The sequence below is a fragment of the Janthinobacterium sp. BJB304 genome, from assembly GCF_002735765.1.
Lineage (GTDB): Bacteria > Pseudomonadota > Gammaproteobacteria > Burkholderiales > Burkholderiaceae_D > Janthinobacterium.
In genome coordinates, this window is the sequence record NZ_PDZN01000009.1 from 20,014 (window position 1) to 37,546 (window position 17,533).

The 17,533-nt window shown below is 64.0% G+C and carries 20 protein-coding genes; 11 read left to right on the top strand and 9 right to left on the bottom strand.

The features are described 5' to 3' along the window. Positions 1-108: 108 nt before the first annotated feature. The 5 genes from CSQ95_RS12325 to CSQ95_RS12345 are packed head-to-tail and all read left to right on the top strand — an operon-like array spanning position 109 to position 4,971. Positions 109-1,308, top strand: coding sequence for a homoserine O-acetyltransferase (locus CSQ95_RS12325; RefSeq protein WP_099409736.1), 1,200 nt, complete (start codon positions 109-111; stop codon positions 1,306-1,308). Beyond that, the gene (gene metW / locus CSQ95_RS12330) at positions 1,305-1,916 is read left to right on the top strand and encodes a methionine biosynthesis protein MetW (RefSeq protein WP_070222822.1); all 612 of its coding nucleotides are present in this window, start codon (positions 1,305-1,307) and stop codon (positions 1,914-1,916) included. Before CSQ95_RS12325 ends, metW begins: the two co-directional genes overlap by 4 nt. Next, positions 1,916-3,175, top strand: coding sequence for an AmpG family muropeptide MFS transporter (locus CSQ95_RS12335; protein ID WP_099409737.1), 1,260 nt, complete (start codon positions 1,916-1,918; stop codon positions 3,173-3,175). The genes metW and CSQ95_RS12335 overlap by 1 nt, the downstream gene beginning before the upstream one ends. Next, complete coding sequence (locus CSQ95_RS12340; RefSeq protein WP_099409738.1) at positions 3,156-4,058, top strand: M48 family metallopeptidase; 903 nt, start codon at positions 3,156-3,158, stop codon at positions 4,056-4,058. Before CSQ95_RS12335 ends, CSQ95_RS12340 begins: the two co-directional genes overlap by 20 nt. Before the next feature lies 1 nt (position 4,059). Beyond that, a complete protein-coding gene (locus CSQ95_RS12345) occupies positions 4,060-4,971 on the top strand; it encodes a pseudouridine synthase (RefSeq protein WP_099409739.1) in 912 nt (303 codons plus the stop codon). A 134-nt stretch (positions 4,972-5,105) separates the two neighbouring features. On the opposite strand, the gene CSQ95_RS12350 is transcribed toward CSQ95_RS12345, so the two are convergent. After that, positions 5,106-5,882, bottom strand: coding sequence for an exodeoxyribonuclease III (locus tag CSQ95_RS12350; protein ID WP_070222814.1), 777 nt, complete (start codon positions 5,880-5,882; stop codon positions 5,106-5,108). Between the two features lie 109 nt (positions 5,883-5,991). On the opposite strand from CSQ95_RS12350, the gene pyrE reads away from it, so the two are divergent. Further along, a complete protein-coding gene (gene pyrE / locus CSQ95_RS12355) occupies positions 5,992-6,654 on the top strand; it encodes an orotate phosphoribosyltransferase (protein ID WP_077399379.1) in 663 nt (220 codons plus the stop codon). Here pyrE and CSQ95_RS12360 read toward each other — a convergent pair. Both CSQ95_RS12360 and CSQ95_RS12365 read right to left on the bottom strand, forming a co-directional pair. Then, positions 6,651-6,905 carry a GNAT family N-acetyltransferase gene (locus CSQ95_RS12360; RefSeq protein ID WP_070222810.1) on the bottom strand — a complete coding sequence of 85 codons (255 nt, stop codon included), beginning with the start codon at positions 6,903-6,905 and terminating at the stop codon, positions 6,651-6,653. The two genes, pyrE and CSQ95_RS12360, sit on opposite strands and share 4 nt — an antisense overlap. Continuing rightward, positions 6,893-7,636, bottom strand: a complete 744-nt coding sequence (locus CSQ95_RS12365) for a sulfite exporter TauE/SafE family protein (RefSeq protein ID WP_070222808.1) — start codon at positions 7,634-7,636, stop codon at positions 6,893-6,895. The genes CSQ95_RS12360 and CSQ95_RS12365 overlap by 13 nt, the downstream gene beginning before the upstream one ends. 125 nt (positions 7,637-7,761) lie before the next feature. Between CSQ95_RS12365 and CSQ95_RS12370 the strand changes: the two genes are divergently transcribed. The 5 genes from CSQ95_RS12370 (at position 7,762) to CSQ95_RS12390 (ending at position 10,689) form a co-directional block, all read left to right on the top strand. Next, positions 7,762-8,655 carry a LysR substrate-binding domain-containing protein gene (locus CSQ95_RS12370; protein WP_070222806.1) on the top strand — a complete coding sequence of 298 codons (894 nt, stop codon included), beginning with the start codon at positions 7,762-7,764 and terminating at the stop codon, positions 8,653-8,655. A 21-nt stretch (positions 8,656-8,676) separates the two neighbouring features. Then, the gene (locus CSQ95_RS12375; RefSeq protein WP_099409740.1) at positions 8,677-9,543 is read left to right on the top strand and encodes an alpha/beta fold hydrolase; all 867 of its coding nucleotides are present in this window, start codon (positions 8,677-8,679) and stop codon (positions 9,541-9,543) included. Positions 9,544-9,638: 95 nt separating this feature from the next. Next, the gene (locus CSQ95_RS12380) at positions 9,639-9,830 is read left to right on the top strand and encodes a YqaE/Pmp3 family membrane protein (RefSeq protein ID WP_070222801.1); all 192 of its coding nucleotides are present in this window, start codon (positions 9,639-9,641) and stop codon (positions 9,828-9,830) included. Positions 9,831-9,895: 65 nt separating this feature from the next. Continuing rightward, the gene (locus CSQ95_RS12385; protein WP_099409741.1) at positions 9,896-10,360 is read left to right on the top strand and encodes a carboxypeptidase regulatory-like domain-containing protein; all 465 of its coding nucleotides are present in this window, start codon (positions 9,896-9,898) and stop codon (positions 10,358-10,360) included. Beyond that, on the top strand, positions 10,360-10,689 hold the full coding sequence (locus tag CSQ95_RS12390) for a hypothetical protein (RefSeq protein ID WP_099409742.1): 330 nt from the start codon (positions 10,360-10,362) through the stop codon (positions 10,687-10,689). The genes CSQ95_RS12385 and CSQ95_RS12390 overlap by 1 nt, the downstream gene beginning before the upstream one ends. A 21-nt stretch (positions 10,690-10,710) precedes the next feature. Here the strand turns inward: CSQ95_RS12390 and CSQ95_RS12395 are convergent, their stop codons facing one another. The 6 genes from CSQ95_RS12395 to gatC form a co-directional block, all read right to left on the bottom strand. Beyond that, on the bottom strand, positions 10,711-11,748 hold the full coding sequence (locus tag CSQ95_RS12395) for an oxidoreductase (protein ID WP_099409743.1): 1,038 nt from the start codon (positions 11,746-11,748) through the stop codon (positions 10,711-10,713). Between the two features lie 260 nt (positions 11,749-12,008). Beyond that, positions 12,009-13,256: a M56 family metallopeptidase gene (locus CSQ95_RS12400; protein WP_099409744.1), complete on the bottom strand. Its 1,248-nt coding sequence runs from the start codon at positions 13,254-13,256 to the stop codon at positions 12,009-12,011. Then, entirely contained in the window at positions 13,253-13,636 is a 384-nt protein-coding gene (locus CSQ95_RS12405; protein ID WP_099409745.1) for a BlaI/MecI/CopY family transcriptional regulator, read from the bottom strand. The genes CSQ95_RS12400 and CSQ95_RS12405 overlap by 4 nt, the downstream gene beginning before the upstream one ends. A 190-nt stretch (positions 13,637-13,826) precedes the next feature. After that, the gene (gene gatB / locus CSQ95_RS12410) at positions 13,827-15,302 is read right to left on the bottom strand and encodes an Asp-tRNA(Asn)/Glu-tRNA(Gln) amidotransferase subunit GatB (RefSeq protein ID WP_257218044.1); all 1,476 of its coding nucleotides are present in this window, start codon (positions 15,300-15,302) and stop codon (positions 13,827-13,829) included. 37 nt (positions 15,303-15,339) lie between these two features. Continuing rightward, on the bottom strand, positions 15,340-16,836 hold the full coding sequence (gene gatA / locus CSQ95_RS12415; protein WP_099409747.1) for an Asp-tRNA(Asn)/Glu-tRNA(Gln) amidotransferase subunit GatA: 1,497 nt from the start codon (positions 16,834-16,836) through the stop codon (positions 15,340-15,342). 53 nt (positions 16,837-16,889) lie between these two features. Then, positions 16,890-17,192: an Asp-tRNA(Asn)/Glu-tRNA(Gln) amidotransferase subunit GatC gene (gatC, locus tag CSQ95_RS12420; protein ID WP_070222787.1), complete on the bottom strand. Its 303-nt coding sequence runs from the start codon at positions 17,190-17,192 to the stop codon at positions 16,890-16,892. Positions 17,193-17,533: the final 341 nt, after the last annotated feature.

A 17,533-nucleotide genomic window follows, 5' to 3' on the forward strand; every position in this document is an offset into this window, starting at 1 on the left:
ATCGCGCGCGGCAAGATATGTCCTGATGTTAAAGTTGCAGCACCTATCATCGCGGTGCCGCATCGACCATGGCCCGTGGGGCCGCCTCCCTTTTATAAACCGACACACATGTCATCCATTGGAATCGTTTCGCCGCAAACTATGTATTTTGCGCAACCCCTGCAGCTGCAAAGCGGCGCATCGCTGCGGGACTATATGTTGATGTATGAAACCTACGGCACCCTGAACGCCGACAAATCGAACGCGGTGCTGGTCTGCCACGCCCTGAACGCCTCGCACCACGTGGCCGGCGTCTATGCGGACGAGCCGAAAAGCACGGGCTGGTGGGACAATATGGTCGGCCCCGGCAAGCCGCTCGACACGGACAAGTTCTTCGTCATCGGCGTCAACAACCTCGGCTCCTGCTTCGGCTCGACGGGCCCCATGCACACCAATCCCGCCACCGGCAAGCCGTATGGCGCCAGCTTCCCTGTCGTGACGGTGGAAGACTGGGTCAGCGCGCAGGCGCGCCTGGCCGATGAACTGGGCATCACCCAGTTCGCCGCCGTGATGGGCGGATCGCTGGGCGGCATGCAGGCGCTGGCGTGGAGCATCATGTTCCCCGAGCGGCTGCGCCACTGCGTGGTGATCGCCTCGACGGCCAAGCTGTCGGCGCAAAACATCGCCTTCAATGACGTGGCGCGCCAGGCCATCCTGTCCGACCCCGATTACCATGGCGGCGACTTCTATGCGCACGGCGTGGTGCCGAAGAACGGCTTGCGCGTGGCGCGCATGGTGGGCCACATCACGTATTTGTCGAATGACGACATGGCCGAGAAATTCGGCCGCAAGCTGCGCGACGCGGCGCAGACGGGCGACTACAAATTCGGCTTCGGCATCGACTTCGAGATCGAATCGTATCTGCGCTACCAGGGCGACAAGTTCTCCGAGTACTTCGACGCGAACACCTACCTCTTGATCACCAAGGCGCTCGACTATTTCGATCCGGCGCGCGCACATGGCGGCGACCTGGCCAAAGCCCTGTCGGGTACCAAGGCCAGGTTCTTCCTCGCCTCGTTTTCCACCGACTGGCGCTTCTCGCCAGAACGCAGCCGCGAGATCGTCGAAGCGCTGGTGTGCAACCGCCGCCAGGTCACGTATGCCGAAATCGACGCGCCGCACGGCCACGACGCCTTCCTGCTGGAGGATCCGCGCTATATGAACATGGTGCGCGCCTATTATGGCCAGGTTTGGAACGACATCGGGGCGGGCTTGCCCGCTCCTGCACCGCACACCGCCGTCCGCCAGGGCGCCAAGGAGACCGCATGACTTTTGACGAATTGAGCGCGCTGCGCCCCGACCTGGCCTTCATCGCCCATTGGGTGCCGAACAACGCGCATGTGCTGGACGTGGGCTGCGGCGAAGGCGTGATGCTGCAGTATCTGCAAAGCGACAAGGAGTGCAGCGGCTATGGCATCGAGATCGCCGACGACAAGGTGCTGGCCAGCACCCTGCGCGGCGTGAACGTGATTCAGCAGGACATGGAAAAGGGCCTGGCCATCTTTGGCGACAACAGTTTCGATACGGTGCTGTGCCTGTCGTCGCTGCAGATGATGAAGCAGGTCGAGCCGCTGCTGCGCGACATCGTGCGCGTCGGCGCCGAGGCTATCGTCTCGTTCCCCAACTTTGCCTACTGGCCGCACCGCGTGGCCTTGCTGAAAGGCCGCATGCCCGTGTCGAAGTCGCTGCCCTACCAGTGGTACGACACGCCCAACGTGCGCTGCGCCACCATCAACGACTTCCGCGAACTGGCCGAGGAATGCGGCCTGGAAGTGATCGAATGCGTAGCCCTGGCCGAAGGCAAGATGGTTTCCGTGCTGCCGAACCTGCGTGGCGACCTGGCCGTCTTCCGCCTGCGTAAAAAAGCGGTGCACTGATGAGCACAAGCCCGGCGCCTGGCTGGCGTTCCTATGCCAATGGCCGCATGCTGGCCGTGCTGGTGCTGGGCTTCAGTTCCGGCCTGCCCCTGTTCATCCTGCTGTACCTGCTGCAGGCATGGCTGGCCAAGTCGGGCTTGAACGTGAAGGCGCTGGGGCTGTTCGCCCTGGTGCAGTTCCCGTATATCTGGAAATTCCTGTGGGCGCCCCTGATGGACCGCTACCGCATCCTGGGACTGGGACGCCGGCGCGGCTGGATGGCGCTCACGCAAGTGGCGCTGTTCTTTTCCATCGGCGGCATGGGCATGCTGGACCCGCTCACGCAGATCGGCCTGATCGCCGCCGCCGCCGGCGGCGTGGCTTTTCTGTCGGCCAGTCAGGATATCGTCATCGACGCCTACCGGCGCGAAATCCTGTCCGATAACGAGCAGGGACTGGGCGCCGCCGTCATCGTCAATGCGTACAAGGTGGCGGGCATGGTGCCGGGCGCGCTGTCGCTGATCCTGGCCGACCGCATGCCGTGGCAGCCCGTGTTCTGGATCACGGCCGCCTTCATGCTGCCGGGCCTCGTGTGCACCGTGCTGATCAGGGAACCCACCGTGTACGGCTCGCCGCCGAAGACCATGCGCGAAGCGATCATCCTGCCGTTCCAGGAATTCATCGCACGCGATGGTTGGCGTAACGCAATGTGGATACTCGCCTTCGTATTACTCTACAAAATCGGCGACAGCATGGCCACGGCCCTGGCGACGAAGTTCTATCTGGATCTGGGTTTCAGCATGACGCAGATCGGCCTGGCCGCCAACACCACGGGTTTCTGGGCCAGCCTGGCCGGTGGCGTGGTGGGCGGCGTGTGGATGCTCAAGCTGGGCATCAACCGGGGCCTGTGGGTGTTTGGCGCGCTGCAGGCGATCGCGATTCTGGGTTTCGCCTGGTTGGCGCAGGTGGGACCGAATACCATGCTGCTCAGCGCCGTGATCGGTTTTGAAGCTTTCGCCAGCCTGGGCCTGGGCGCGGCTGCCTTTGTCGCATTCCTGTCGCGCACCACGGACCCGCGCTATACGGCCACGCAATATGCCTTGTTTTCCAGCCTGAGCGCCGTGCCGCGCACCCTGATCAATGCCTCGGTGGGCTTTCTGGTCGCCGAGCTGGGCTGGTTCTCGTTTTTCATCGTGTGCTTCTTCCTGGCCTTTCCGGCCATGATGATGCTGCCTAAAATTGCTCCATGGAGGTCTGCCAATGGCACCAATATCCCTTAAACGTTACGCCATCCTGGCCAGCCTGTGCGCGGCCACCGCGCTGGCGCCCCTGTCCGCCCACGCCCAGCAGGCGACGGTCCAGGATGGCATCAAGGTGCGTCCGTTGTCGACGTCGCGCATCTTTGCCGGCGGCGCCGATTTCAATGAACAATCGAAGCAGCAATATGCGCAACTGGTCAACGAGGCGAAGGAAAAAAATGCGCTGGTGCCCGACAGCGACCCGCAAGTCAGGCGCCTGCGCGCCATCGCCCAGCGCATCATCCCGTTCGCCACGCGCTGGAACGAGGCGGCGGCCGACTGGAACTGGCAGGTCAACCTGCTCAATTCCGACCAGGTCAATGCGTTTTGCATGCCGGGCGGGCAGATCGCTTTTTACAGCGGCATCATCACCAAGCTCAATCTGACCGACGACGAAGTGGCCATCGTCATGGGGCATGAAATCTCGCATGCGCTGCGCGAACACTCGCAGGCGCAGGCGGGCAAGGGCAACCTGGCCGCCGTCGGCGCCAAGCTGGCCGGCGCCGGACTGTCGGCCTGGCTCGGTGTCGATCCGAGCATTACCAGCACCGCCACGAATATGGCGGCGCAGGGCGTGATGCTGAAGTTTTCGCGCGACGATGAGCGCGAAGCGGACCTGATCGGCATGGACCTGGCCGCGCGCGCCGGTTTCGACCCGCGCGCCGGTGTCATCCTGTGGCAGAAAATGGCGGCAGTGAGCAAGGGCGCGCCGCCGGAGTTCCTCTCGACGCACCCGTCGGGCAAGGATCGCATCTCGCAGATGAACAGCCACATGGCGCAAGTGCTGCCCCTGTACGCGCGTAGCAAGGGCGTCAGCGTGGACGCCTTGCCGCCATACCGCAGCAACGCCATCGCGCAGCGCTAGGATGACCAAGCGTCACGCCGCCGCACCCTTGCCCATGCGCGACGGCGTGGCGGCCAGCTACCTGTGGCTGCCGGAAGGGCAGTGGCCGGACATGCTGTCCTTTCTGGTCGAGCGCTATCCGCAGATCAGCGCCGCGCAATGGCGGGACCGCATGGCGCGCGGTGAAGTGGTCGATGGCGACGGCGCCGTGCTGGCGCCCGGCAGCACGTACAAGCGCGGCATGCGCATTTTTTACTACCGCGAGCTGGAGCGGGAAACGCCGATTCCCTTCCAGGAAGAGATCCTGTTTCAGGACGAGCATCTGATCGTGGTCGACAAGCCGCATTTCCTGCCCATGACGCCGGGCGGGCGCTTCGTGCAGGAGACCTTGTTGACGCGCCTGAAGAAACGGCTCGATAGCGGCGACCTCACGCCGATCCACCGCCTCGACCGCGAGACGGCCGGCGTGGTGATTTTTTCGCGCCAGATCGCCAGCCGGGGCGCCTATCAGTCGCTGTTCCAGCGCCGTGAAGTGCGCAAGACGTACGAGGCGCTGGCGCCCGTGCTGGCGGGACGCGATTTCCCATTTACCTACCGCAGCCGCATGGTCGAGGGCGCGCAGTTTTTCCTCATGCGCGAGGAAGCGGGCGAGCCGAATTCGGAAACCGTCATCGACGTGATCGAAGAGCGCGGCGGCGTGAATCTGTACCGGCTGCAGCCGCACACGGGGCGCAAGCACCAGCTGCGCGTGCACCTGGCCTCGCTGGGCATCCCCATCGTCAACGATGCGTTTTACCCGGTGGCCCTGCCGTGCAAGGAAGACGACATGTCGCAGCCCTTGCAGCTGCTGGCGCGGGCCATCGATTTCACGGACCCGCTGTCGGGCGAGCCGCGCCATTTCGAAAGCCGGCGCGTGCTGGCGTGGCATGCTTAATCTGCCACCATCACTGACGTGCCGACAATGCTGTCGGATTACGGTCCTGCGGACCTAATCCGACCTACGGCAGATTCAGCGTAGGTCGGGTTAGCGCGCAGCGCGTAAGCCGACACCACCACGGACGTATCAGATCAGCCCTTGACCGTGTAATCGATGATCAAGGGCGCATGGTCGGAAAAACGTTCGTCCTTGTAGACGCTGACCGTATGCGCCTGGGCTGCGATGCCGGGCGTGGCGACGTGGTAGTCGATGCGCCAGCCCACGTTCTTCGCGTAGGCTTGTCCGCGGTTGCTCCACCACGTGTACTGGTCTTCGCGCTTGTCCAGGCCGCGGTGCACGTCGACGAAGCCCACTTCGTCGAAGACGCGCGTCAGCCACGCACGTTCTTCGGGCAGGAAGCCGGAATTCTTTTTGTTGCCCTTCCAGTTTTTCAGGTCGATTTCGTGGTGGGCGATGTTCCAGTCGCCGCAGATGACCACTTCGCGGCCCAGCGCCTTCAATTCCAGCAGGTGCGGCAGGAACAGTTCCATGAAGCGGAACTTGGCTTCCTGGCGTTCCGGCCCGGACGAGCCGGAGGGGCAGTACACGGAAATGACGGACAGGTTGCCGAAATCGCAGCGCACGTAGCGGCCTTCGGCATCGAATTCGGGGCTGCCGAAGCCGATATGCACGGCGTCCGGTTCCACCTTGCTGTACACGCCCGTGCCGGAGTACCCCTTTTTCTCGGCATAGTGGAAATGGCCATGGTAGCCGTGCGGGTTGAGGAATTCCGGCGTCATGTCGGGCAGCTGCGCCTTCAATTCCTGCACGCAGATGAAATCGGCCGTCTGCGTGCCCATCCAGTTGAAAAAGCCTTTTTTGGCGGCGGAACGGATGCCGTTCAGGTTGGCGGAGATAATTTTTGGCATAGAGTGAGAATGAAAAGGGCGCTGGACGGGGCCGGCGGGCGCGGCATGGCGATTGTCTCGCCGCTGCGCGCGGATTAAAATACAGGCACTTTTAAAAAATGAGGCTAATGTGAATAATTTACGCCAGCAGTTTATCGCGTTTTCAGTATCCAAGGGAGTCTTGCGGTTTGGCGAGTTCACCACCAAGGCCGGGCGCCAGTCGCCGTACTTCTTCAATGCGGGCCTGTTCCATGACGGCGCCACCCTGGCCGAGCTGGCGCAGTTCTACGCGCAGACCCTGCTCGACTCGGGCGTGGAATTCGACATGCTGTTCGGCCCCGCCTACAAGGGCATCACCCTGGCGTCGGCCACCGCCGTGGCGCTGGCCGGCAAGGGCCGCAACACCTCGTTCGCCTTCAACCGCAAGGAAGCCAAGGACCATGGCGAAGGCGGCACCATCGTCGGCGCCAAGCTGCATGGTAAAGTCGTCATCATTGACGATGTGATCTCGGCCGGCACCTCGGTGCGCGAATCGGTGGACATGATCCGCGCCGCCGGTGCCGAACCATGCGCCGTGCTGATCGCCCTGGACCGCATGGAGCGCTCGGGCCCGGATGGCCAGCTGTCGCCAAGTTCGGCGGTGCAGGAAGTGTCGAAACAGTACGGCATTCCCGTCATCTCGATCGGCAACCTGGACGACTTGTTCGGCTACCTGAACGGCGCGGGCGCCGATCCGGAACTGCTCCAATACAAGGATGCCGTTTCCGCGTACCGCACGCGCTACGGTATTTAAGTCGTCTTTTCCAGCAGCGCCCGCAGCCGCGGGTCGCTGCAGGCGGCGCCAGCTTGCGGATGGCATTGCAGCAGCCGCTGCAGCAGCGCGCCGCCGATGCCGCGCCGGCGGAACGGCGGTTTCACGAACAGCATGTTCACCGTCACTTCATCGGCGTCCCTGCTGATATCGAGCATGGCCACCTGCTGGCCATCGATCCACGCGCACAGCGCGCTGTCCCCTTGCCAGTCTATCCGCATCACGCCAGCCATGGTTTGACCGCCGCATGCAGGCCTAAGGCGAACAGGCCGATAAAAAAGCAGCGCTTGAATACCTGCTGCGCGATGCGCCCGCGCAGCCATTGACCGGCCAGCATGCCGGCCAGCGCCGGCAGCAGCGCATACGCGGATGCGCCGGCCGCGCCCAGGCTGAAGTCGCCGTGCAGGGCCAGGCTGGCCGCCAGCGCCACGGTCGATGCCGTAAAGGCCAGGCCCAGCGCCTGCACCAGCGCATCGCGCGCCAGCCCCAGTCCCTGCAGATACGGCACGGCGGGGATCACGAATACGCCGGTGGCGGCCGTCACCAGTCCCGTCGCCGCGCCGGCCAATGGCCCCAGCCACGCTTCGTGCCGCGCTGGCACGCGCAGCTGCAGCGAAAACAGGCCCGCCAGCGCATACAGCATCAGCGCCACGCCCAGCGCGACGACGGCCCAGGCGCCGCTGTCGGCCGGCAGCAGGGCGCCGCCCGCCACGGTAGCGGCCATGACGGCCGCCAGCATGGGCCACAGGCGCCTCAGCAGGCCGCGCAGGCCGGGGCCGGCCGCCAGTTGCCAGATATTCGTCACCATCGACGGCACGATCAAGAGGGCCGCCGCCTGCACGGGCGGCATGACGAGGCTGAGCGTGCCCATGGCCACCGTCGGCAAGCCCAATCCGACTACGCCCTTGACGAAGCCAGCGACGAGGAAGCTGGCGCCGACGGCCAGCAGAAATGACGTCTCCATTTTTTCTGTTCCACAGTGAATTGCGTGGATTCTGCGCGCGCTGGGCGGTTTCGCCAAGGTGGATTATTTTGAGTCAGCCTCAGTAAAATACGAAGGCTGGTAAGATGGTGAAAAGGGGAGCCGTCATGCGCTTTGATCTGGTCGATTTGCAGCTGTTCGTCAACGTGGTGGAAGCGGGCAGCCTGACGGCGGGCGCCGCGCGCAGCCACCTGGCGCTGGCGTCAAGCAGCGCGCGCGTGCGCGGCATGGAAGAGATGCTGGGCATGCCCTTGCTGCTGCGCGGACGGCGCGGCGTGGAGCCGACGCCCGTGGGCCAGACCTTGCTGCATCACGCGCGCCTCGTATTGCTGCAAATGGAGAAAATGCGTGGCGAGCTTGGCGAGTTTGCGCGCGGCTTGAAAGGGCAGTTGCGCCTGCTGTGCAATACGGCCGCGCTCAGCGAATTTTTGCCCGAGGCGCTAGGCGCTTTTCTCGACCGCCATCCGAACCTGACCATCGACCTGGAAGAGCGCCTCAGTTACGATATCGTCAAGGCCGTCTCGGAAGGGCTGGCCGACATGGGCATCGTGTCCGACTCGGTCGATATGCGCGGCTTGCAGACGTTTTTGTTCCGCCCCGACCGGCTGGTGGTGATCGCCGCGGCCGACGGCGTGCATCACCGCGCCCTGGGCCAGGATGGCGTCGTCGCGTTCTCCACGCTGCTGGATCACGATTTCATCGGCCTGGCCGACGACAGCGCGATGCAGCAGTACCTGGGCATGCATGCGGCGCGCCTGGGCCGCCCCTTGAAGGTGCGCGTGCGCCTGCGCAGCTTCGATGCCGTGTGCCGCATGGTGGCCAGCGGCGTGGGCATCAGCGTGGTGCCGCTGGCGGCGGCCAGCCGCTGCCAGCAGACGATGGCGCTGCGCTGCCTGGAATTATCCGATCCCTGGTCGGTACGCAATCTGACGATCTGCGTGCGCCAGTTCAGTGAATTACCCCTGTATGCGCGCCAGTTGATCGATCATCTGAAGGCGTGACAGGGCATGACAGGAGCAGCGATGCGTTTTTCAGAAGACAAGATGGCCAGCCTGCTGTGCAGCGACCGGGTCGAGCGGCCTATCCACATCTGGCAGCCGGAGCATCCCCGCGCCGTGATCCTGGCGATCCACGGCGGCATGGCGCATGCGGGCGACTACGTCACGCCGGCGCTATACTTCCGCCAGCACGGCATCGCCACCGTCAGTTTCGACATGGTGGGCCACGACGGCAAGCGCAAGGTCGACATCCCCTCGTTCGACGCCTTCCTTGACGACGAAGAGCTGTTCCTCGCCTGGGTCAAGCAGGCGTATCCGGGCGTGCCGATCTTCGTCATGGGCCACTCCATGGGCGGCCTGATCGCCACCCACCTGGGGCTGCGCCGCTTTGCGGGCGATCCGGCCATCAAGGGGGTTGTGATTTCATCGCCGTATTACGTGAATGCGATTCCCGTGCCGAAGGTGCTGCAGATGCTGTCCGGCTGGCTGGCGCGGCGCTTCCCCACGATGAAGGTGCCGCTGGGTAACCTGACCATGCTGCTCACGCATGACCAGACCATCACCGCGCGCCATTTCCAGGACGAGCGCGACGGCATACGCGCCAGTGCGGCGTCGGTGCGGTTTGCCCATGCGCTGACGTCGGCGCAAAAGGAACTGGCGGGCGGCCTGTCGGACTGGCGCTTCCCCCTGTTCGCCGCGGTGGCGGGCGACGACAAGCTGGCCGACAGCCGCGCCACGGAAAGCCTGCTGCGCAGCGTGCCCGATGGCTTGCTCGACTATCATTTTTATCCGGCCAACTATCACGAGAATTTCAATGAAGTGAACCGCGAGACGATCTTTGCCGCCATCCTGGCCTGGATGGGAAAACTGCTGGCACCCGTGCAGGCTTGACGGCCGGGTATCGTTATAATCGGTTTGACTGTATTTACCGCCGGCGCATGCCGGCCCGGTCCCCGCGGCACAGGGGAATACTCAAGGAACGAACGATGCGCTTGCTGATTGCCCTGTTACTCCCATGGCTGACCTTTTTCACGATCGGCCGTCCGATCGCCGGCATCATTTGCCTGATCCTGCAAATCACCTTGATCGGCTGGCTGCCGGCCACGATCTGGGCCGTATATGCGCTGAGCCAGTACAAGACGGACCAGAAGATCGCCGACGCCATGCGCCGGCGTTGATGTAGGGCTAAGGCCTGTTTAAGCTGCGCTTCCTATCTTGATTCAACCGACATGAGGAGAGTGAGATGGCATCAAACAGACGCGGTACCCTGGGCCTGGCGGCGGCGATGCTGGCCGCCGGGCTGTTGCTGGGAAGTGCGGCGCAGGCGCAAACCGACGGTGCACTGCCGCCCGTGCAGAAAAGCGGGGCGGTGGAGTATCTGAGCGGCGGCATCGGCCTCGATGAGTCGACGGCCATCAAGAGCGCCAGCCGGCATTGGCCCTTGAGTCTCGTGTTTTCCGTGCAGGCGGCGGGCAAGGCGGAATTTGCCTCCGACGTGAAGCTGGAAATACGCGATGCCAAGGGCGCTCCGGTGCTCGATACGACGGCCAGCGGACCGTTCCTGCTGGCGAAACTGCTGCCAGGCAGCTACAGCCTGCGCGCCACCCTGGCCGGCAAGTCGCTGGAGCGCAAGGTGCAGATCAAGGCGGGCAGTTCCGCGCGCGTGGAGCTGGTCTGGCCGGCGGGAACGAACCAGGGCCGGCCTTGATGTCTGGCGACGGCAAGGCGCCCGAAGGGGACTTGCCGGCGCGGGGCTTGTCGGCGCATATCCTGCCCACGTCGGCGACGATGGTCGGCGTGTGCATGACGGTGCTGTCAATCGGGCATCTGGCGCCGCGCGGTGACATGCGCGTGGTCATCGACAAGCTGCTCGCCGTCGATGCCATCGTCTTTCTCGTCAGCGCCGTGCTCTCGTTCATCTCCCTGCGCCCCGGCCAGTCGCGCTTGCGCTACGAATCGTGGGGCGAGCTGCTGTTCATCTGCGGCCTGGCGCTGCTGGCGCTGGGCGCCGTGGTGCTGGCCTTCGTTATCAACTGACCTCGATCAGCTGACATCGAATCAGCTGACCGCGAGCACGCGCCCTTCGGCAGCGCTTTGCAGCGCCAGTTCGATCAGGCGTATCGTCGCTGCCGCATCCTCGGCCGCCACCGGCGCCGGTGCGCCGTGGCGGATGGCGTCGGCCATGCCCTGGTAAAAGTCCTGGTAGCGGCCCGCCTGCATTTCGAAGTGTTCGCAATGGCCGTCCGGCTGCGTGCCCAGGTGCAGCGCGCCGCGCACGGGGTCCACGCCCCAGCCGGGCTGGCCCGGCCTGCCGCCCGCCTTCAGCGCGTCTTCCTGCGGATCGAGGCCGAATTTCACGAAACTGCCCTTGTCGCCATGCACGGCGAAGCGCGCCGTCGGCGCCTTCACCAGGCAGCCCGCTTGCAGCACCACGCGCAGCCGGTCGTAATACAAAATGACGTGCATGTAGTCGACGGCTTGCGCGCCATCGCGCTGCAGGACGATATCGGCGTAGAGTTTTTCCGGCTTGCCGAACAGCTGCATGGCCTGGTCCAGCATGTGCGGACCCAGGTCGTACAGCAAGCCGCCGCCCGGCGCGCCGGATTCGCGCCAGCGCTGGCGGATCTCGGGGCGGAAACGGTCGAAGTGCGATTCGACGCTGGCGATGCGCCCCAAGGTGCCTTGCGCCAGCAGCGCTTGCAGGGTGAGGAAGTCGCCATCCCAGCGCCGGTTGTGATACACGCTGAGCACCAGCTTGCGCTCTTTCGCCAGCGCGATCAGGCTCTGCGCCTCGGTGCTGGAAATGGTGAAGGGCTTGTCGACCACCACGTGCTTGCCCGCCTGCAGGGCCGCCTGCGCCAGGCTGAAGTGCGCCTCGTTGGGGGCGGCGATGACGACCAGTTCGATCGAGGCATCGGCAAACAGCTGCGCCGCATCCGCATACACGGTGGCGTGCGGCCAATCCTTGTGCACGAGCTCGGGCTTGCTGGAGGCGACGGCCGCCAGTTCCAGGGCATCGATGGCGGACAGGACGGGAGCGTGGAAGGTGGAGCCGGCAAAGCCGTAGCCGACCAGGCCGGTTTTGATCTTGTTCATGGCGGGTTCACAGGTGCGTGGAAGAATCCATGATCATACCTGCAAGCGGGCGGCGGCACCGCTGCAGCAATGCTGCCACGATGTGCCGCCGCGCATGCTTTAGAGCCTATCCCAGTAGGGAGCGTCTTTTGCAAGCAGCACATCAGGAGCGCGGACAAGGCGCGAGGAGGACGCGTGACGAGCCACGCGACGACGAACAACGCAGTCCCCGCTTCTGAGGGGCGCTTGCAAGAGATGTATTCATCTACTGGGATAGGATCTTAGTTCAGGCTCCAGACGTATTGCACCTTGACGCTGGCGCTGACAGGCTTGCCGCCAGCGAGGGCCGGCTTGAACGTGCACTTGGCAATGCCAGTGCGCGCCGCCTCGTCGAGGGCAGGATGGCCGCTGCTCTTGACCACGCTTGACCCTTGGACCTTGCCGGTGGCGTCGATATCAAAGGACAGGTTGACCGTGCCCGTTTCCTTCGCCTGCAGCGATGCGGGCGGGTAGACCGGTTTGCCGCACACGCCAAAGTCGATGACGGGGCGGCGCTCCAGCACGGGTGCGCTGTCGGCGGCGACGGCCTGGCCGTAAATGCCGAGGCAGGCGCCGGCCAATGCCAGCAGCGGCACGGCCGCCTTCCAGTTCAGGGCTTGTGGTGCGGGGCGCAGCAATCGTTTGATACGTGACATAAGATCTCCTCCGTTGGCCGCCTGGGCCAGGTGGTGGGTTGAGAACTGGAGACGTTCCAGTTCCGAGAGTGCAAGAGCCAGACGCCGCGGTTCGCCCAGTTGTCTTGCTGCGAAATCATCTGCAATATGTTCGCGTTCGAGGCGCACGCCGCGTGAAATCCACCAGACGGCAGGGTGGAAGAACAGCAGCGCCTCGATGGCGTTTTGCAGCAGGTTGATCAGATAATCGTGGCGCCGGATGTGCGCCAGTTCATGCGCCAGCAGCGCGTCGAGCAGGTGCGGCGGCATGCCGGTGATCAGTGCCGCGGGCACCAGCACCATGGGGCGCCAGATGCCGGCCGTGAGCGGACTGGCGATGTTGTCGAGCACGCGCAGCCGCACGGGCCGCGCCACGCCGGCATCGTGCGCCATGCGCGACAGCCTTGTCTGCAGCTGTCCATGCGCGGTGCCCGTGTTCCTGGCGCTGCGCTCTATCCACAGCATGCCCAGCGCCATGCGCACGGCCAGCACGGCGGCGCACAAGGCCCACACGCCGACGACGGCGCGCAGCAGCAGGTCCAGGTCGGGCAGGCTGTCGGGCGCCAGCAGGGCGGCGGGCAGCAAGGCGCTGGAGTACAGCGCGCCCGTGGCATCGGCCCCGGCCAGGCGCAGATACAAGCCCGCCGCCGGCCACGCCAGGCAGGCCAGCAGGGCGCCGCAACCGACGGCGTAGCGCGCCTCGGGACGCGCATTGCGCAGGGCCGCCCACGCCAGCGCCGTGGCGCAGCCGATAAGCAGCCCTTGCCACAGGAAGTGCAGCAGGGTCCAGCCCAGCGCCGGCACGAAGCCGCTCATGACTGATCGTCCTTGAGCATTTTTTCGATTTCCGCGCGTTCGGCCCGCGACACGCCCGTGCGCAGCGCCGCCAGCACCAGCGCCTTGGCCGAACCGGCAAAGGCCTTCTGCATCAATTCCTTGAGCAGATTCGTCTGCAGGCTGTCCTGCGCCTGGGCCGGCGCATACACGTGTGAGCGCTGGCTTTCGTCGCGGATCAGCAAGCCCTTGCCGTGCATGATCTGCATCAGGCGCAGCACGGTGCCATACGTGATGGCCGGCTTGGCCAGCGTCAGCGCCTCGTGCACCTGCTTGGCCGTGGCCGCACCCAGCGGCCACAGCGCCTGCAGCAGATCGAGCTCGGCTGCCGTCGGTTTCGGGATGTCGTGCGTCTTGGTCATGCGGTTTTCCTCTTGCCTGAAATTCAATATGGCTAGATTACTCGTTGTAGACAAAAATGTATACTTTAATTTTCAGTGGCGTATAAACGCCTGTCAGACGTGACATAAAACGTAGACAAGCTTGTTTATGAGGAGATCCGACAGGCAAAAAAAAAGACGCCGCAGCGTCTTTTTTTGGGGCGAGTGAAAATTATCCCGCCAGCTTGGCCTTCAGCAGTTCCGTCAGCTGGGCCGGGTTGGCCTTGCCTTTGGATGCCTTCATGGCCTGGCCGATCAGCGCATTGATGGCCGCTTCCTTGCCGGCGCGGTACTGCTCCACCGACTTGGCGTTGGCCGCCAGTACTTCATCGACGATGGCTTCCAGGGCGCTCGAGTCCGAGATCTGCTTCAAGCCCTTGGCGTCGATGATGGCGTCGACCAGGTGCTCGTCGTTTGACTTCGCTTCCCACATGCCGGCGAAGACTTCCTTTGCCGCCTTGTTCGAGATCGTGCCGTCGGTGATGCGCTTGAGCATGGCGGCCAGCTGGGCGGCGGAGACGGGGGCGTCGTCCAGGTCCACGCCTTCGCGGTTCAGGGTCGACGATACGTCGCCCATCAGCCAGTTGGCGGCGGCCTTGGCGTTTTCCTTGCCAGCCTTGTCCACCACGGCGACGAAGTAGGTCGCCATGGCTTTCGATTGCGTCAGCACCAGCGCATCGTAGTCCGGCAGTGCGTATTCGCTGATGAAGCGGGCGCGCATGGCGGCCGGCAGTTCCGGCATCGAGGCCTTGACCGTGTCGATCCACGCTTGCGAGATGACCAGCGGCGGCAGGTCAGGGTCCGGGAAGTAGCGGTAATCCTGCGCGTCTTCCTTGCTGCGCATTTCGCGCGTTTCCTTGCGGTCCGGATCGTACAAACGCGTCGCTTGCACGACCTTGCCGCCGTCTTCGATCAGTTCGATCTGGCGGCGCACTTCGACGTGCACGGCTTCCTCGATGAAGCGGAAGGAGTTCAGGTTCTTGATCTCGCAGCGCGTGCCGAATTCCTTCTGGCCGACGGGGCGCACGGAAACGTTGACGTCGCAGCGGAACGAGCCTTCCTGCATGTTGCCGTCGCAAACGCCCAGCCACATGACCAGCGAGTGCAGCGCTTTGGCGTAAGCCACGGCTTCGGCGGCGCTGCGGATTTCCGGCTCCGAGACGATTTCCAGCAGCGGCGTGCCGGCGCGGTTCAAGTCGATGCCGCTCATGCCCGCATAGTCTTCGTGCAGGGATTTGCCGGCGTCTTCCTCCAGGTGGGCGCGTGTCAGGTTGACCGTCTTGGTGACGAATTCGCCATCCTTTTCATAGCCGAAGGTCAGGGCGCCGCCGATGACGACGGGGTCCTCGAACTGGCTGATCTGATAACCCTTGGGCGAATCGGGATAAAAATAGTTCTTGCGCGCGAAGACCGAGTGCGGCGCCACGGTGGCGCCCACGGCCAGGCCGAAGCGGATGGCGCGGTCGACGGCTTGCTTGTTCATCACCGGCAGCACGCCGGGCAGCGCCAGATCGACGGGGCTCGCCTGCGTGTTGGCTTCGGCGCCGTACTTGATCGGCGAACCGCTGAAAATTTTGGATTCGGTCGTGAGCTGCACGTGGTTCTCAAGACCGATGACGACTTCCCATTGCATAGTGTTCTCGCTTATTTTTTGGTGGCGCCGCCTGGGCGGCGCGATTTTTTTCTTAGATGCCGGCCGTTGCGTTGCCTGGAGCACGCGTATGCCAGTCCGTCACTTGCTGGAACTGGTGGGCCACGTTCAGCAGTTTGGCTTCGCCAAAATAATTGCCGATGATTTGCAGGCCGACGGGGCGCTTGCCATTCTTCTCGCCTGCACCGAAACCGCAAGGGATTGACATGCCGGGCAGGCCGGCCAGGCTGGTCGACAGGGTGTAGATGTCGGCCAGGTAGTTCGCCACCGGGTCGTCCGTCTTGTCGCCCAGGTCCCAGGCGACGGTCGGCGCGACGGGGCCCATGATGACGTCGCAGACGGCGTCCGGGCCATTCAGCACGGCGTCGAAATCCTGCGCGATCAGGCGGCGGATCTTTTGCGCCTTCAGATAGTAGGCGTCGTAGTAGCCATGGCACAGCACGTAGGTGCCGACCATGATGCGGCGCTGCACTTCCGGACCGAAGCCCTGGGCGCGCGACTTCTTGTACATGTCCTGCAAGTCCTTGTACTCGGCCGCGCGGTGGCCGTAGCGCACGCCGTCGTAGCGCGACAGGTTCGACGACGCTTCGGCCGGCGCGATCATGTAGTAGGCGGGAATCGACAAGGCCGTGTTGGGCAGCGAGATGTCGACCAGGGTGGCGCCCAGCTTTACATACTGCGCCAGCGCGCCGCGCACGGCCGCTTCCACGTCCTTGGCCAGGCCCTCGCCGAAGTACTCGCGCGGCACGCCGATGCGCAAGCCCGTCAACGGCTGGCCCAGTTCACGTGAAAAATCTTCCGCCACGCCGCCCTGTTCCGGCGACAGGCTGGTCGAGTCGCGTTCGTCGAAGCCGGCCATGGCGGTGAGCAGCAGGGCGCAGTCTTCGGCCGAGCGGGCCATCGGGCCGCCCTGGTCCAGCGACGAGGCAAAGGCGATCATGCCGAAGCGCGAGACGCGGCCATAGGTCGGCTTGATGCCGGTGATGCCGCAGAAGGCGGCCGGCTGGCGGATCGAGCCGCCCGTGTCGGTGCCGGTAGCCGCTGGCGTGAGGCCGGCGGCGACGGCGGCGGCCGAGCCGCCGGACGAGCCGCCCGGCACGGCTGTTTTATCCCACGGGTTCTGCACGGCGCCGAAGGCCGAGTTCTCGTTGCCGGAACCCATGGCGAATTCATCGCAGTTGACCTTGCCCAAAGTGACCATGCCGGCCGCCTGGAATTTTTCCACCACGGTGGCGTCAAACGGGCTGGCGTAGTTGGCCAGCATTTTCGAGCCGGCCGTCGTACGCCAGCCTTTCGTGACGAACAAGTCCTTGTGCGCGATCGGCACGCCCGTCAATGGCGTGGCCGTGCCGGCGGCGATACGCGCGTCGGCGTCGGCTGCTTGCGCCAGGGTCAGGGCACGGTCGACGTGCAGGAAGGCGTTCGAGTTGTCCGCTTCGATGCGGTCGAGGAAATGCGTCGCCAGTGCAACGGCGGAAATTTCCTTGTTCTGCAAAAGCGTGGACAGCTGTTTGATGGATTTTGTATGCATGGCGTTTCTATTGTGATATTCGGCAAGAAGGCGGGAACGGCGCAACGGCGTGTTTATTCGATAACCTTGGGAACGAGATAGAGTCCATCCTGTACCTTCGGCGCCACGGCCTGGTAGGCGTCGCGGCGATTCTGTTCCGTGGCGACGTCCTCGCGCAGGCGCAGGGCGATATTGTCCATGTGGGCGGCCAGCGGGTGGCTCAGGGGCGCCACGCCATCGGTATTGACGGCTTGCATTTGTTCTGCCAGTGCGAAAATCTTGTTCAATTGGGCCAAAGACGTGACGGCCTGGTCGTCGGCCATTTCAAGTTGGGCCAGGTGGGCGATGCGTTTTACGTCGGAGAGTGTCAGGGACATGGCGAATGGCGCGGAGTGCCGCGCATTAGTATTAAGTTGGCGTTTTGATAAAACGCGGGTATTTACTGCTATTTTGCTCACAAAAATCGAGGAATGCCGCGTAACTCGCGGCTGCAAGAGTCGCACTTTTCCATGGTTTTTGAGCAAATCGCATTCAAATTATAAGGTAGAATGGCGGGTTAATGCGTTGCCGGCGCTGATGGACCGCTGCCGCAGCATAGAAAAGATTGCGCAAGCGCCAAGCGAAACCCGAAAAAATCGCCTCCACGGATTTTCAGGGTGCCTGAAAGCGCCCGCTTTGAAACTCCCCATAAACAGCTTTTGCGCAGCTCGATGCGCTA